We start from the raw sequence: 14,606 nt of genomic DNA, 5'->3' as shown, positions 1-14,606 counted from the left end.
TTAGCTTCAGGTATAACGCCTGCGCTGGGGTATCGCCATCATCATCGTCCTGGTTTCAGCGTAGAGACGCGGTAGCGCGCTTTATCCTTTTAGGACCTTATCGCCGCTTTTTGCCCGAACGAGCTTAAACGCATCATAAAGAGGGAAGGTACGCCTGGAAAGCGGCAATGTCGAAAAGAGTGATCTCAACGGAGCGGGAACATAAAAAAGCCCGCTGAACGCGGGCTTTGACGGGGATCAGAACTGATAGACCAGGCCGAGGGCGACGATGTCATCGGTCGCTATACCGCTGTTTTTGTAGAAGCGGTCGTCTTCATCCAGCAGGTTGATTTTGTAATCCACATAGGTGGACATATTTTTGTTGAAGTAGTAGGTCATGCCCACGTCGACATACTTGACCAGATCCTTGTCGCCGTAGCGAGAATAGGTGTAGAGATCTTTACCCTTCGACTGCAGATAGGCGACAGACGGACGCAGCGGTAAATTAAAGTCGTCAAACTGATACTGCGCGACCACTTCGAAGTTCTGCGTTTTGTTGGCAATCCCACCAAAACTATCGTTGCCGTAGAAGGTCATGTTGCGGGTTTCAGCATACATGGCGGCCAGATAGATGTTGTTGGCGTCATATTTCGCGCCGACGGTCCAGGCGTCAGCTTTATCGCCATTGGCGTAGCGCTGGCTGCTACGAGCCTCTGCCAGCTGGTTATGGGTACGGTCAGAAGACGAATACGCTGCCCCTACGCTGATCCCCATATCAAGATCGTAGTAGCTGGAGATACCGAAACCGTCGCCATTTTCCCGCGCCAGTTTACGTTTGCCGCCGTTATTAGTGCCTTCGCCAGAACCGGCGTTTTCATTATTACCCTGATACTGCAGAGCGAAATGCAGACCGTCGACGAGGCCGAAGAAGTCGCTGTTACGGTAGGTTGCCACGCCGTTGGTACGGCCGGTCATGTAAACGTCGGTCTGGGTGTAGGTATCGCCGCCGAATTCCGGCAGCATATCGGTCCAGGATTCAATGTCGTACACCACGCCGTAGTTACGACCGTAGTCCAGTGAGCCGTAGTCGGCAAACTTCAGACCAGCGAAGGCCAGACGGGTCCAGGAGTTTGCGCCTTCTTTTTCAGTGGTATTTGCCTGAATGTTGTATTCCCACTGACCGTAGCCGGTTAACTCGGAAGCGATCTGCGTTTCGCCTTTTATACCAAAGCGAGCATAGGTCTGATCGCCATCCTCTGAAGTGTCGTCAGAGAAGTAGTGCAGGCCGTCGACTTTTCCGTAAAGGTCCAGTTTGTTGCCGTTGTTGTTATAGATTTCCGCGGCATTAACGGCATTGGCCATTAATAATGCCGGTACCATGAGTGCCAGTACTTTTCTTTTCATTATATATTCCCTTTTAATAATAATTTCTATGAATTATGACAATCCCTCCGGAATGACTATCAGATACTAACGACTAAGTTCATTTTTATTTAAAATAAAAGATGTAAATAAACAATATAAAACATTTCAATTTATTTCAATTTGGTTCTTTATATTGTTTATGAATAATTTTTGGTGGAGTATTATTTTGTTATATAGCAATGGGATATGACTTGGTTTGATTGATTTTGTTAACTTAATGAAATGAGTTGTATGAATTAACATCAAGACATCATTCATCACGAAAATTGCTTTTTGGCCGGCAAAAATAGTCAATAGATTATCAATACAACACGCGATCTCCCGCGCCGGAATAAACTTTTCGCATGGGGAGAAGAATAAATAAAACACTCCAGCGCCCGCTCACCGGCAGCATAAGTCGCAGGTTGACGCAGAAGATGGGGATGAAACTGCTGCCTGCTGCGCAGGTTGGCGGTATAATGTGATGCTTGTCACGTTTTGAGTGGCGGTAGTGTGTTGTGTCACGGAGAGGAATGAGATGGAAGAGCAGGCAAAACGCAGCCCCGGAGGGAAGCTCGCGTTATGGGCGTTGTATGCTTTTTGCGGATATTGTGTCTGGGTCATCGTGCGTTACTGGTGGGTGGTCGGAAAAATTCACAGCGTTCCCGGCGCCAGCGTGGAGGGCGATTTGGGAACCACGGCGGGAAAATGGCTTGGCGCGCTGTTGGGGATGTTAGTCCTTGCGGGCATTGGCGCGATCCTCGGGGCGGTTGTCTGGTATACCCGGCCGTCTCGCGGCGAGCGGGATCATCAGCGGTAAAGTTGCTATGCTCGAGGCTGACCTTCACATAAAGGAAAGCCTATGAACCTGGTTGACTGGCAGCAACGATATGAGCACTGGATACTGACGCACCACGCGCAGGATGATGCCGCACACGATCTGTCCCATTTTCGTCGCGTCTGGGCCACGGCTACCCAGCTGGCCGCCGGGGAGGAGGTCGACCGACTGGTACTCCTCACGGCCTGCTATTTTCATGACATCGTCAGCTTGCCGAAGAATCATCCGGAGCGAAGCCGTTCCTCGATGATGGCCGCTGAGAAAACCCTCGCTATTCTACAGTCGTCATTTGCCGATTTTCCCGCGGAGCGTTACGCGGCGGTCAGTCATGCCATCGAGGCACACAGCTTCAGCGCGGCGATCCCGCCGCGCACGCTGGAGGCGAAAATCGTCCAGGATGCCGACCGTCTTGAGTCGCTGGGGGCGATTGGCCTGGCGCGGGTCTTCGCCGTCGCCGGCGCCCTGAATACCATCTTGTTTGATGCTGAAGATCCATTTGCTGACCGGCGGGCGCTGGATGACCGCCAATATGCCCTCGATCATTTCCAGTGCAAACTCCTGCGCCTGCCGGAGACCATGCAGACGGCCAGAGGAAAAGAGATGGCGCAGCACAATGCCCGCTTCCTCGTCGAATTTATGGCCAAGCTTAGCGCGGAGCTGCAGGGGGAGCCGCTGGCGCTGGATGAAGCGGTTTTACGCCGCTTTGCACCGCAGGCGTCAACCGACCGGTGATTTATGGTACTCTCTGCAAAAATCGTCCGCGCTGGTTGAGGATATGCCGCAAAAGTTAATTAAGGAAAACAGGTCGTTGCCGCTGGCTGAGCAGGCCGGGGAAGAGGCTCAGGCGCTGCTGCGTCAGCTGATGACGATCTATGATGTGAAAACGCTGGTCGCCGAACTGGTAAGCGTCGGCGAACAGCACTGGAGCGCGGCGATCCTCAAGCGCGTGGCGGCGCTCTCCCGCGCGGCGGGGCGTTTGCGTCCGCAGGAGATCGCCCATCTGGCGACGCTGCTGCCGGCGCCGCCAGCTCATCACCCGCATTATGCGTTCCGCTTTGTCGATTTGTTTGCCGGTATCGGCGGGATCCGCAACGGTTTTGAAGCCATCGGCGGGCAGTGCGTCTTTACCAGCGAGTGGAACAAGCACGCGGTGCGTACCTACAAGGCCAACTGGTACTGTGATCCGCAACAGCATCGTTTTAATGAAGATATCCGCGATGTCACGCTCAGCCACCGCCCCGATGTCAGCGATGAAGAAGCGGCGCAGCATATCCGCGAGACGATTCCTCAGCATGATGTCTTACTGGCCGGCTTTCCCTGCCAGCCTTTCTCACTCGCCGGCGTCTCCAAAAAAAATGCCATGGGGCGCGCGCACGGCTTTGCCTGCGAAACCCAGGGGACGCTATTTTTTGATGTCGTGAGAATTATCGCCGCGCGTCAGCCGGCGATTTTTGTGCTGGAGAATGTCAAAAACCTCAAAAGCCACGATCAGGGGCGCACCTTCCGCATCATCATGCAGACGCTGGATGAGCTGGGGTATGAGGTGGCCGATGCCGGGCATACCGGGCCGGATGACCCTAAGGTCATCGACGGGCGCCATTTCTTACCACAGCACCGGGAGCGCATCGTGCTGGTGGGTTTCCGCCGCGACCTGCAGCTGCATGAAGGATTTACGCTGCGCGATATCGCTGCGCTCTATCCGGCGGTGCGGCCGACGTTTGGCGAGCTGCTGGAGCCGACGGTGGATGCCAAATTTATCCTTACGCCGGTGTTGTGGAAATATCTCTATCGTTATGCCCGCAAGCATCAGGCGCGGGGTAATGGCTTTGGTTATGGCCTGGTAGACCCCGGTAATCCCCACAGCGTGGCTCGAACACTCTCTGCCCGCTACTATAAAGACGGTGCCGAAATTCTCGTCGACCGCGGCTGGGACCGGCCGTTGGGCGAGCAGCATTTTGACGATCCACAGAACCAACAGCGGCGGCCTCGCCGGTTGACGCCGCGCGAATGCGCCCGGCTGATGGGCTTTGAATCGCCCCAGGGTTCACGGTTCCGCATTCCAGTGTCGGATACCCAGGCCTATCGTCAGTTCGGCAACTCGGTGGTGGTTCCGGTCTTCGCCGCGGTGGCGAAGCTCCTGGCGCCGCGTATCGCCCAGGCGGTGGCGCGTCGCGAAGCGGATGATAACGATGGCGGATGTTCACGATAAAGCCACGCGCAGTAAAAATATGCGGGCTATCGCCACGCGCGATACGGCGATTGAAAAGCGGATAGCGGCGCTGCTGACCGGGGCGGGATTCACCTTTGTCGCCCAGGATCGCGCGCTGCCAGGACGCCCCGATTTCGCCTTACCCGACTACCGCTGCGTTATCTTTACTCACGGCTGTTTCTGGCATCACCATGACTGTTATCTGTTTAAGGTGCCGGCCACCCGGACGGCTTTCTGGCTGGATAAAATCGCTGGCAACGTGGCGCGTGACGCCCGCGACCGGCAACAGCTGGCTGAGCAGGGCTGGCGGGTGCTTATCATCTGGGAATGCGCCCTGCGCGGCCGGTTGAAACTAAATGATGAGGCGCTCACCGAGCGTCTGGAAGAGTGGATCTGCGGCGCCGGGCACGACGCGCAGATCGATACGCAGGGGATCCGCGAGCTGGCGTTTACTTCGCCGCCTTGCAAGGAGTAGCTTCGCTGCGGGCGGGGAAGAGATATTTTCCCAGCGTCACCAGCACTACGGCGAAAATAATCACTGCCAGCGCCAGCCATTCAATGAGCGACAGGCTTTCACCGCCAAACCCGGTGCCGAGCAAGACGGCCACCACCGGGTTAACATAGGCATAGCTGGTGGCTACCGCCGGGGTGACGTTGCGGATCAAAAACATGTAGGCGTTGATGGCGATTAGCGAGCCAAAGATAGCCAGGTAGGCCAGGGCGGCGATCCCGGACCACGAGGGGGCATGGGTTAACGTCTCACCGGTCAGCCATGACGAGACCAACAGGACGATCCCGGCGGCGAGCATCTCGATAGCCCCCGCCATCATGCCGGTCGGCAGCTCAATCCGCGACCCGTAAACCGAGCCGAACGCCCAGCTTAGCGAACCAATCAGGATCAGCAGCGCGCCCCAGGGGTTGCCGTTCAGGTTGCCACCGCTGTTGAGCATGACGATACCTGCCAGGCCAATGGCAATGCCCAGCCACTCCAGTTTACGGGTGGCGATGCCGAAAAAGCGGCTGAAACATAGCGTGAACAGCGGCACGGTGGCGACCATCACCGCCGCGATCCCTGACGGAACGTGCTGATGTTCGGCGAGAGTGACGAAGCCGTTGCCGACGGCAAGCAGCAAGACCCCGATCAGCGCGGCGTTAAGCAGCGGCCGGCGGGCTGGCAGCTTATGGCCGGTGGCCAGCAGCCAGCCCAGCAGTAGCACGCCGGCAGAGAGAAAGCGAATACCGGCCATCATCAGCGGCGGCCAGCTGGCGACGCCGACGGCGATGGCAAAATAGGTAGAGCCCCAAATGATATACAGCGCAAACAGCGCCCCGATAAGCGGTAACAGCTGACGGGTAGACATACTTCCTCACGACGGTGCAGAGATAGAAAGGGGACATATAGTAAACGTGAAAACTATCGCGCTGGCGAGCGCTTAATTTGCGCGAGTTTGTTAAATTTATATTGACTAATTGTACCTTGGGCACCGGCCGTTTTTTAACGCATACTCGAAGGAGACATTGATGAAAAGAGAAGGAAATTATTTTGGCAGGAAGTAGTCTTTTAACGTTACTCGATGATATCGCCACGCTGCTGGACGATATTTCCGTGATGGGCAAGCTGGCGGCGAAAAAAACAGCCGGGGTATTGGGCGACGATCTGTCGCTCAATGCTCAGCAGGTGACCGGCGTGCGAGCGAATCGTGAACTGCCGGTCGTCTGGGGCGTGGCGAAAGGTTCGTTCATTAATAAAGTGATCCTCGTGCCGCTGGCGCTATTGATCAGTGCTTTTATCCCCTGGGCGATTACGCCGTTGCTGATGCTGGGAGGCGCATTCCTCTGTTTTGAAGGGGTGGAGAAGGTCCTTCACAGCCTGGAGGCGCGTAAGCACAAGGAAGACCCTGCGCAACGGCAGCAGCGTCTTCAGGCGCTGGCGGAACGTGACCCGCTGGCCTTTGAGCGTGACAAAGTGAAAGGGGCGATTCGCACCGATTTTATTTTGTCCGCGGAAATTGTCGCCATCACCCTCGGCATTGTGGCGGAAGCGCCGCTGCTCAATCAGATCCTGATCCTCTCAGGGATCGCGATTCTGGTCACCATCGGGGTCTATGGTCTGGTGGGCGTGATCGTTAAGCTGGACGACATGGGCTACTGGCTGGCAGAGAAACGCGCTGCGCTGGCGCAATGGCTGGGCAAAGGATTGTTAGCGGTAGCCCCCTGGCTGATGAAAGTGCTCTCCATCGTTGGGACGCTGGCGATGTTCCTTGTCGGCGGCGGGATTGTGGTTCACGGCATTGCGCCACTGCATCATGCCATTGAGCACTGGAGCGCGGGGCTGGGCGGGATATTGGCTTCCCTGCTGCCGGTCATTGCCAACCTGGTGCTGGGTTTTATCATTGGCGCAGTGGTGCTGGCGGGCGTGAAAGTGGTGAGCAGTTTGCGCCGGTCGGTGAAGTAGAGTGGCTGCACGCAGCGTGACGGCGCTGCGTCGTCTACGCTAAAAGCGCGCCCGGCGTCGACACCAGCCGGGGCGCTGATGTCGTCAGGTTTGCGCAACGTACTGCGAGATAATGATGGATAAGCCACTTCGGTTGAAGAGAAACAAGCTCCGCCACCTGACTCGCCCGGCGCATGTGGTTAACGTTTGTTTTATTGTGGTGCTTTTTTTCTCCACGTTACTGATCTGGCGTGAAATCAACGTTCTGGAAGAGGCCTATGTGGCCAACCAACGCAATAATCTGGCTAATGTCGCCCATGAAATGGATGGGTTGCTGCAGTTCAATATTGACCGGATGATGTTTTTTCGCCACGGCATGCAGTCTGCCCTTGAGCAGCCGCTCGATATCGACGTATTGCGTAGTGCCAGTCAGCGCTATCTGAGCCAGCGTCACCAGGAGGCCTGGCGAGTAGCGCTGCCGAATCGTCGTACGCTGCCGGTGTTTGGCGTCTCGGGGAGCGTCGTCGGTAACAACCCTATACTGCTGAAGGACGATCCGCTCGCGGCTGATGAGTTGATGGCGACGCTGGAGCTGGGGTATCTGTTGAATCTGACGCAACATGACCGCGATTTCGCCGAGCGGATGCAGTATATCTCTCGCAGCGGCTTTTTCACCTCGACCCTGCCGCTGCGGGACGAGTCGCAGGTGATGACCCACTATTCGCAAGCCATCAGCGCCCTCTGGTTTACCCGACAGAGCCAGCGGAATAATCCGGGGCGGGGCGTTATCTGGCAAACCTTTCCTGACGATGACCCGCAGTTGGAAGAGCAGGTGGTCACCGCTTCGATACCGCTGGATTTCGCCGGTTACTGGCGCGGGGTGCTGGCGATGGATTTCTCGGTCAGTGAAATAAAAGCGTTTTTGGTCAGCGCCATGCAGGGCGGGCAGGAGGGGGAGTACCAGCTTTATGATAGCCATTTGAACCTGCTGGCCTCTTCCGCGCCGGGGAATGTCCTGACGCTATTGTCCCCCAGGGAACAGGAACTGCTCAGCCGCGCGTTTGTCCATGATAACCAGGGGGGGCTGCGCTTGCTGACGCGCTATATCAGCTGGGCCAAACTGCGCAATTTTGACGGCGTGTTGCTGCGGATCCACACCCTGCGGGAAGGCGTGCGGGGCAATTTTGGCACCATCACCATCGCCCTGACCCTGATGTGGGTCCTCTTCACCTTGATGCTGTTGCTCTCCTGGCTGGTGATCCGCCGCATGGTCCGCAATATGAGCGTCCTGCAAACCTCCCTTGAATGGCAGGCATGGCATGATGCCTTAACCCGTCTGCTCAATCGCGGGGCGCTGTTTGAACAGGCGATGGCGGTAGCCAGCGCCTGCCAGCGCAGTGGACGGCCGCTGTCGGTGATCCAGCTCGATCTGGATCACTTCAAGCGCATCAACGATCGCTATGGCCATCAGGCGGGTGACAGAGTGCTGTCGACGGTGGCCAGTACCCTTGCCAGCACCGTTCGTGAGGGTGACTTGCTGGGCCGCGTGGGCGGGGAGGAGTTTTGTGTCGTGCTGCCGAATACCACACTACAGGACGCGGTGGCGGTGGCAGAGCGGCTACGCCTGCGAATTCAGGGCCGGGAGGTCTTTTTACATAACAATGTGACGCTGCGGGTCAGTGCCTCACTGGGGGTCAGTACCAGCGAAGAGCAGGGGGAGTATCAGTTTGAAGCCTTACAGTCGGTGGCCGATCGTCGTCTCTATCTGGCAAAGCAGAACGGCCGCAATCAGGTCTGTTTTCGCAGCGAAGCGTGAGCAAAACGTTTCGCCCGAATCAGGCAAAATGAGATTTTTCTTAAAGTGTTCGACAGGGATCGCGCTATCGAATGAAACCGGTTTGCGGCGAAGCCTTCTCGCATCAGCCCTGCAGCCCTGCTCAAAGCAAAGCGCTAACATTCTCAATAATTTGCGTCATGAATATCGCTTGTCATGCAAAATAATTGAGGATAATGTTTTAACGCATCGGATTTCCCGGTGTAACGAATTTTCAAGTGCTTCTTGCATTAGCAAGTTTGATCCCGACTCCTGCGAGTCGGGATTTTTTTCGCCTGCCGTTAGCGGTTAACTTCACTGGCGCTGAAATCGTGAATATCGAGCTCAAATGCCTCCGCCAGTTCGCGCCAGGTATGTGACCCGCGGCCATCAATGCTGGCGCGCTGTGGGTCGTCCAGAGTGCGATGGATTTCACTTTCGCTAATCTCATTAATCGCTGCCAGTAGCGCATCCACGTTGACATCAACGTCATTTCCGGCCTGGCCAGTCAATCGATTCTTCATCATTACCCCCTCGCTGAGCGTCGCTCAAGCCTCTTTAAGTATAGTCGGTCTAAAAAAACACCAGTCATGGGCCGCGACGCTGCGAGTTGCGTGGTTTTGTTCTACACTGGCTGAAAAATAGAGGAGAGTGAATATGCAGGTGAACGATCGTGTCACGGTGAAGACCGACGGTGGCCCACGTCGATCGGGGGTAGTGCTGGCAATTGAGTCGTTTAGTGAAGGGACGATGTATCTGGTTTCGCTGGAAGACTATCCTTTAGGGATCTGGTTTTTCAACGAAATAGGGCATCCGGATGGGATCTTCGTCGAAAAAGAAGCCTCATAAAACGGGACTGGCGGTACCACCGCCAGTCTGTTTTAACGCAGATTCACCTGAATACCTGACGTTACGTTTTCGGTCAGCCGAACGATATGGTAAATCACCTGCTTATTGTGCGTTTGTATTTTCTTTTTAATATTGCCTTTATGCGATGATACCGTCTTCGCTTTGATGTTCATTTGCGTTGAAATTTGTGACGTGCCGTGCCCGGCCATCCACATTTGCAGCATATTTGATTCTGTTTTACTCAGCGACAACGTCGGTAAATTTAATTGCCCCAGACTGCTATTTTTGTATTTTAGATAATTAACCAGAATAACATCAAGGTCTTTTGGCGTTATCGATTTCGAACTGATCAGCAGGTTTTTCCGTACCCGCAAATAGCGGTCAAAATGAATGTTTGCCAGCGACATAAAGATAACAAACAGCGTCGCCGGGTTTTGCGTAATGATCTGGCGAATAATGCCATTACTTTCATCATCATGCACGAAGCAGTCTTCATTAAGAAACACCACTGCCGGACAACACGACGCGCAATGTTTTTGCAAATCTGTCGCGCAATGGACCTCAACGATTTCCTGTTTTTTTATTCCCCGACTGGTCAGATAACCCGTTAAGCCTAACCGGGTATAACTGCACAAATCCATAATCATCGTTGACATGACCCATCCTCAATCAACACGTAACGATATTCTCTTCACACGCATTGTGCGAAGCAGTCCTTGCGAGCAGTAATAGTAGGTTTACGAAAGAACCTATTAGTTCCGTTAAACTATTCCGCATCTATGCATATAATTTGCCAGGAAAACTCTTAAAGTAAAGTCGAGAACCGGTAGTGTGAGCGGATTAAAAACAAAAAGTGCCCATAGATGCTATGGTTACGCCCCAAACATTATTTTATTTTCGGAATTTCCTTATTTCAAATGAAGGCGGTGCTGCCCGTTCCTGTTTTGCCCGGTTTTTCCGCCGGGAGCGGGGGTGGAAGGCTTAACGCTTTAATGCCACAATACTTTTTTATCGGCTTGTGGGATGAATGATGAAACAGTTAGTTTTTGCGGGCATGGTGGTGGCGCTGGCCGGATGTGTGCAGGTTGATCATTACGATGACGTCGTTAAAGCACCGGCGCCGGCTGGCCTTGAGGGCTACTGGCAATCGAAAGGGCCGCAGAGTGAAATGATGAGCCCTGACGCGATCGCCAGCCTGATCGTCACTAAAGAAGGGGATACCTTCGACTGCCGCCAGTGGCAGCGCGTGATCGCGCAGCCGGGTAAACTGATGAACCGCGATAACCAGATCTACAACGTTACCGCTTCCCTGGATATCTATCCAATCGAGCGTGAGGGCAATACCCTCTCCTACGATCGTATGACGTTGACTCGCGTTGAACGCCTCACCCCTGAGTGCGAAAAGGCGTGGGCCAAAGCGCGTACGACAGGGGCCGTCAGCGCGCGGGCTTCCGTGCGCTGAGGTTCCGGCGGGCCCGTTCCGGCCCGCCAGGTACATCGCCAGCTAACTACAGCACGGCTTCCATCACCCACACGCTCACGCTACCCCCGTTGCAGGTAAAGATCGCGCTACCCTCAGCGTCGGTTTCGACAATCTCTTCCCGGTTGCCGAGAAAATCCCGCCAGCGTTTATTGCCATAGTTCTCGCCCAGCGTCAGGGTTTTTTCTCCCTCATCGCCATTGGACATCACCACCACGCAGCCGGGATCCTCGTCGGTGCCGCTACGGCTGAAGGCAATACAGTTGGGGTGATCGAACCACAGCGTTTGCACGCCATGGGCAAAGCGCTGACGGGCGTCGATCAGTTCATGCAGTTGTTCGATAACGGGCATCTCAATGGCGTAGGTTTGTCCATCGCCGCCGGTATCTTCATAGGATGCGCCGAAAAGATCGGCATAAAAGACCGACGGCACACCATTTTCACGCAGCAGGATCAGCGCATAGGCCAGCGGCTTGAACCAGGGTTCAACCGGCGCCTCGAGGGCCTGCAGCGGCTGCGTATCGTGGTTTGTCACCAGCGTCACGGCGTGAAAAGGGTCTGCTTCCACCAGCGTGCCGCTGAATATCTGGCTCATGTCATAATCGCGCCCCTGGCGTGAGGCTTCATGAAATTTCATCTGCAGCGGGGCATCGAACAGCATCGTCTTGCCCTCGACCAGGTCGATATACTGCTGGAGCTTTTCCACCTCATGGGACCAATACTCCGCGACAATAAACAGCGGCTGCGGTGCCACCTCCTGGACGTGCTCGATCCACGCTTTGTAAAACCAGGCGGGGATATGCTTCACGGCGTCAAGACGAAAACCATCGCAGCCGGTCTGCTCCATGACCCAGCGCGCCCAGTATTTGATCTCCTCGGTAACGGCGTGATTACGAAAATCAATGTTGGCGCCCATCAGGTAGTCGAAGTTACCAAGCTCATCGTCGACCTGCTCGTTCCAGCCTTCACCGGTGTAATCGTTGACGATTTTAAACACACCGTCTTCCGTCGGATTCTCAATGTGGTCGATACCGCTAAAGCATTTGTAGTCCCAGACAAATTGCGAATACTGCCCGGCCCGCACCGGAAAGGTATAGCGAGTCCATGCCTCACACTCAATGATCTCCTCGGCAATCTGGGTGCGATCGTGCTCATCGACGCGCTGCACCTGCAGAGTTTCTTTTTCATCGGCGCCCATTTTGTGGTTCACCACCACATCCAGCAGCACGGCGATATCATGCTCTTTCAGAGCCTTCATCGCCGCCAGCAGCTGCGCTTTATCGCCATATTTGGTGGCGACTGAGCCCTTTTGATCAAACTCACCAAGGTCGAAGAGATCATAGGTGTCATAGCCGACGGAATAACCGCCCGAGGCGCCTTTATAGGCGGGCGGCAACCAGACCATATTGATGCCGATTTCATTCAGGCTGGGGGCCAGCGCTTCGACTTCACGCCATAGCTCGCCGCCGGCGGGGTAGTACCAGTGAAAACATTGCAACAAAGTGGGGTTTTTCATCTTCCATGCTCCAGACGTCAACAGGCTGACCTTTGCAGTATGGGAGATATCCCGCAAAACGGGAGAGGAAAGCCCTGATTTTCGCTATACCCTAATCGGGATCATATATAATAAATTGGCATAAGATGTAGCGTAACGATGTTGGTGCCGGGCCGTTAAGCGCCTTACACTACAGGAAAATCCTAACCTTCGGGGTATCTATGAAATTAGCACTTCTGGGTCGTCAGGCGCTGATGGGCGCGATGGCCGTTGTTTTGATGGCTGGCGTTAGCGTGAAAACTTTTGCAGCGGAAAACCTGCTCAATCAGGTTAAAGAGCGCGGTACCCTGCGCGTGGGCCTCGAAGGCACCTATCCTCCTTTCAGCTTCCAGGGCGATGACGGCAAGCTGACCGGATTTGAAGTGGAGTTTGCCAACGAGCTGGCGAAACATCTTGGCGTGAAAGCCGATCTCAAACCGACCAAATGGGACGGTATGCTGGCCTCGCTGGACTCCAAACGCATTGACGTGGTGATTAACCAGGTCACTATCTCCGATGAGCGTAAGAAGAAATACGATTTCTCAACCCCGTACACTATCTCCGGTGTGCAGGCGCTGGTGAAGAAAGGTAACGAAGGCGCGATTAAAACCGCGGCGGATCTGAAAGGCAAAAAAGTGGGCGTCGGGCTGGGCACTAACTATGAAGAGTGGCTGCGTCAGAACGTCCAGGGCGTTGATGTTCGCACCTATGATGATGACCCGACTAAATACCAGGATCTGCGTGTAGGCCGTATTGACGCCATTCTGGTTGACCGTCTGGCCGCGCTGGATCTGGTGAAGAAAACTAACAATACGCTGGCGGTAACCGGTGAAGCATTCTCCCGTCAGGAGGCCGGCGTGGCGCTGCGTAAAGGCAACGACGATCTGCTGAAAGCGATTGACGCCGCGATCGCGGATATGCAGAAAGATGGCACCCTGAAGGCGCTGTCAGAGAAATGGTTTGGCGCTGACGTGACGAAATAACGGTCAGTGGTGAAAAAAGGCGCTCCTGGAAGCGCCTTTTTTTATTTAGCGCGTAACTGTGTGCATAATGAAGCATAACTGAGTCAGGAGGGGCCATGTCACTGCAAAATTTAACCCGCTTTCCGCGTCTGGAATTGATTGGCGCGCCGACGCCGCTGGAGTATCTGCCGCGTTTGTCCGATCACCTTGGGCGCGAGATTTTTATCAAACGCGATGATACAACGCCGCTGGCGATGGGAGGCAATAAACTGCGCAAGCTGGAGTTTCTCGCCGCCGATGCGCTGCGGGAAGGGGCAGATACCTTAATCACCGCCGGCGCGATCCAGTCCAACCATGTGCGTCAGACGGCGGCGGTCGCCGCGAAGCTGGGGCTGCACTGCGTGGCGCTACTGGAAAACCCCATTGGCACCGGGGCGGAGAACTATCTGAGCAATGGCAACCGCCTGCTGCTGGATCTGTTTAATACCCAGGTTGAGATGTGCGATGCCCTGACCAATCCTGCAGAACAGCTCGACGAGCTGGCGACCCGCATCGAGGCGCAGGGCTATCGCCCCTACGTCATCCCGGTCGGCGGATCCAATGCGCTCGGGGCGTTAGGCTATGTGGAAAGCGCGCTGGAAATCGCCCAGCAGTGTGAAGGCGCGGTGGAGATCTCATCGGTGGTGGTGGCTTCCGGTAGCGCCGGTACGCATGCCGGGCTGGCTGTGGGACTCGAACAGCTGATGCCGCAGGCGGAACTGATTGGCGTGACGGTATCGCGCTCCGTCGCTGACCAGCTGCCAAAAATGGTGGCGCTGCAGCAGGCCGTGGCCAACAGCCTCGAGCTGCAGGCGAAAGCCGATATCATGCTGTGGGATGATTACTTTGCCCCGGGCTACGGTACGCCGAACGAGGAAGGCATGGCCGCCGTGAAGCTACTGGCGCAACTGGAAGGTATTTTGCTCGATCCGGTCTATACCGGCAAAGCGATGGCCGGGCTTATCGACGGCATTACGCAGAAGCGTTTTAAGGATGAAGGACCGATTTTGTTCGTCCATACCGGCGGGGCGCCGGCGCTGTTTGCCTATCATCCTCACCTTTAAT

Annotated in this window: 15 protein-coding genes; 10 read left to right on the top strand and 5 right to left on the bottom strand. The window is 55.2% G+C overall.

The features are described 5' to 3' along the window. Positions 1–237: 237 nt before the first annotated feature. Positions 238–1,383: a porin OmpC gene (gene ompC, locus NKJ21_RS12620; RefSeq protein WP_008804200.1), complete on the bottom strand. Its 1,146-nt coding sequence runs from the start codon at positions 1,381–1,383 to the stop codon at positions 238–240. Positions 1,384–1,921: 538 nt separating this feature from the next. On the opposite strand from ompC, the gene drpB reads away from it, so the two are divergent. From drpB to NKJ21_RS12600, 4 genes are all read left to right on the top strand, one after another. After that, positions 1,922–2,203 carry a cell division protein DrpB gene (gene drpB / locus NKJ21_RS12615; RefSeq protein WP_008804201.1) on the top strand — a complete coding sequence of 94 codons (282 nt, stop codon included), beginning with the start codon at positions 1,922–1,924 and terminating at the stop codon, positions 2,201–2,203. A 42-nt stretch (positions 2,204–2,245) separates the two neighbouring features. Continuing rightward, a complete protein-coding gene (locus tag NKJ21_RS12610; protein ID WP_022065155.1) occupies positions 2,246–2,953 on the top strand; it encodes a phosphohydrolase in 708 nt (235 codons plus the stop codon). A gap of 76 nt (positions 2,954–3,029) precedes the next feature. After that, positions 3,030–4,430: a DNA cytosine methyltransferase gene (locus NKJ21_RS12605; RefSeq protein ID WP_012967658.1), complete on the top strand. Its 1,401-nt coding sequence runs from the start codon at positions 3,030–3,032 to the stop codon at positions 4,428–4,430. Then, positions 4,411–4,905, top strand: a complete 495-nt coding sequence (locus tag NKJ21_RS12600) for a very short patch repair endonuclease (protein ID WP_008804204.1) — start codon at positions 4,411–4,413, stop codon at positions 4,903–4,905. The genes NKJ21_RS12605 and NKJ21_RS12600 overlap by 20 nt, the downstream gene beginning before the upstream one ends. Here NKJ21_RS12600 and yedA read toward each other — a convergent pair. Then, positions 4,880–5,791, bottom strand: coding sequence for a drug/metabolite exporter YedA (gene yedA / locus NKJ21_RS12595; RefSeq protein WP_050887348.1), 912 nt, complete (start codon positions 5,789–5,791; stop codon positions 4,880–4,882). The genes NKJ21_RS12600 and yedA overlap by 26 nt on opposite strands. A gap of 182 nt (positions 5,792–5,973) precedes the next feature. Here yedA and NKJ21_RS12590 point away from each other — a divergent pair, with 182 nt between their 5' ends. Both NKJ21_RS12590 and dgcQ read left to right on the top strand, forming a co-directional pair. Next, positions 5,974–6,885 carry a DUF808 domain-containing protein gene (locus tag NKJ21_RS12590; protein ID WP_022065152.1) on the top strand — a complete coding sequence of 304 codons (912 nt, stop codon included), beginning with the start codon at positions 5,974–5,976 and terminating at the stop codon, positions 6,883–6,885. A gap of 115 nt (positions 6,886–7,000) precedes the next feature. After that, positions 7,001–8,680 (top strand): cellulose biosynthesis regulator diguanylate cyclase DgcQ, encoded by a 1,680-nt coding sequence (gene dgcQ, locus NKJ21_RS12585; RefSeq protein WP_200617601.1) that lies wholly within the window; start codon positions 7,001–7,003, stop codon positions 8,678–8,680. 299 nt (positions 8,681–8,979) lie between these two features. On the opposite strand, the gene NKJ21_RS12580 is transcribed toward dgcQ, so the two are convergent. Continuing rightward, positions 8,980–9,201 (bottom strand): YodD family protein, encoded by a 222-nt coding sequence (locus NKJ21_RS12580; protein WP_032691215.1) that lies wholly within the window; start codon positions 9,199–9,201, stop codon positions 8,980–8,982. A 133-nt stretch (positions 9,202–9,334) separates the two neighbouring features. On the opposite strand from NKJ21_RS12580, the gene dsrB reads away from it, so the two are divergent. Then, positions 9,335–9,526: a protein DsrB gene (dsrB, locus tag NKJ21_RS12575; protein WP_012541227.1), complete on the top strand. Its 192-nt coding sequence runs from the start codon at positions 9,335–9,337 to the stop codon at positions 9,524–9,526. 32 nt (positions 9,527–9,558) lie between these two features. Here dsrB and rcsA read toward each other — a convergent pair whose 3' ends face one another. Continuing rightward, positions 9,559–10,182 (bottom strand): transcriptional regulator RcsA, encoded by a 624-nt coding sequence (gene rcsA / locus NKJ21_RS12570; protein WP_008804210.1) that lies wholly within the window; start codon positions 10,180–10,182, stop codon positions 9,559–9,561. Between the two features lie 371 nt (positions 10,183–10,553). On the opposite strand from rcsA, the gene yedD reads away from it, so the two are divergent. Beyond that, positions 10,554–10,988: a lipoprotein YedD gene (gene yedD / locus NKJ21_RS12565; RefSeq protein ID WP_162493239.1), complete on the top strand. Its 435-nt coding sequence runs from the start codon at positions 10,554–10,556 to the stop codon at positions 10,986–10,988. A 46-nt stretch (positions 10,989–11,034) separates the two neighbouring features. Here the strand turns inward: yedD and amyA are convergent, their stop codons facing one another. Continuing rightward, the gene (gene amyA / locus NKJ21_RS12560) at positions 11,035–12,522 is read right to left on the bottom strand and encodes an alpha-amylase (protein ID WP_008804212.1); all 1,488 of its coding nucleotides are present in this window, start codon (positions 12,520–12,522) and stop codon (positions 11,035–11,037) included. A 200-nt stretch (positions 12,523–12,722) separates the two neighbouring features. On the opposite strand from amyA, the gene tcyJ reads away from it, so the two are divergent. Together tcyJ and dcyD are read left to right on the top strand one after the other, a co-directional pair. After that, complete coding sequence (gene tcyJ, locus NKJ21_RS12555; protein WP_008804213.1) at positions 12,723–13,523, top strand: cystine ABC transporter substrate-binding protein; 801 nt, start codon at positions 12,723–12,725, stop codon at positions 13,521–13,523. A gap of 95 nt (positions 13,524–13,618) precedes the next feature. Beyond that, the gene (gene dcyD / locus NKJ21_RS12550; RefSeq protein ID WP_155010859.1) at positions 13,619–14,605 is read left to right on the top strand and encodes a D-cysteine desulfhydrase; all 987 of its coding nucleotides are present in this window, start codon (positions 13,619–13,621) and stop codon (positions 14,603–14,605) included. The last annotated feature ends 1 nt before the right edge of the window (position 14,606 follow it).

This window comes from Klebsiella sp. SWET4 (genome assembly GCF_024296565.1).
GTDB lineage: Bacteria > Pseudomonadota > Gammaproteobacteria > Enterobacterales > Enterobacteriaceae > Klebsiella > Klebsiella variicola.
The sequence above is the reverse complement of the archived record's forward strand: the minus strand, read 5'-3'. Positions and strand labels throughout refer to the sequence as shown.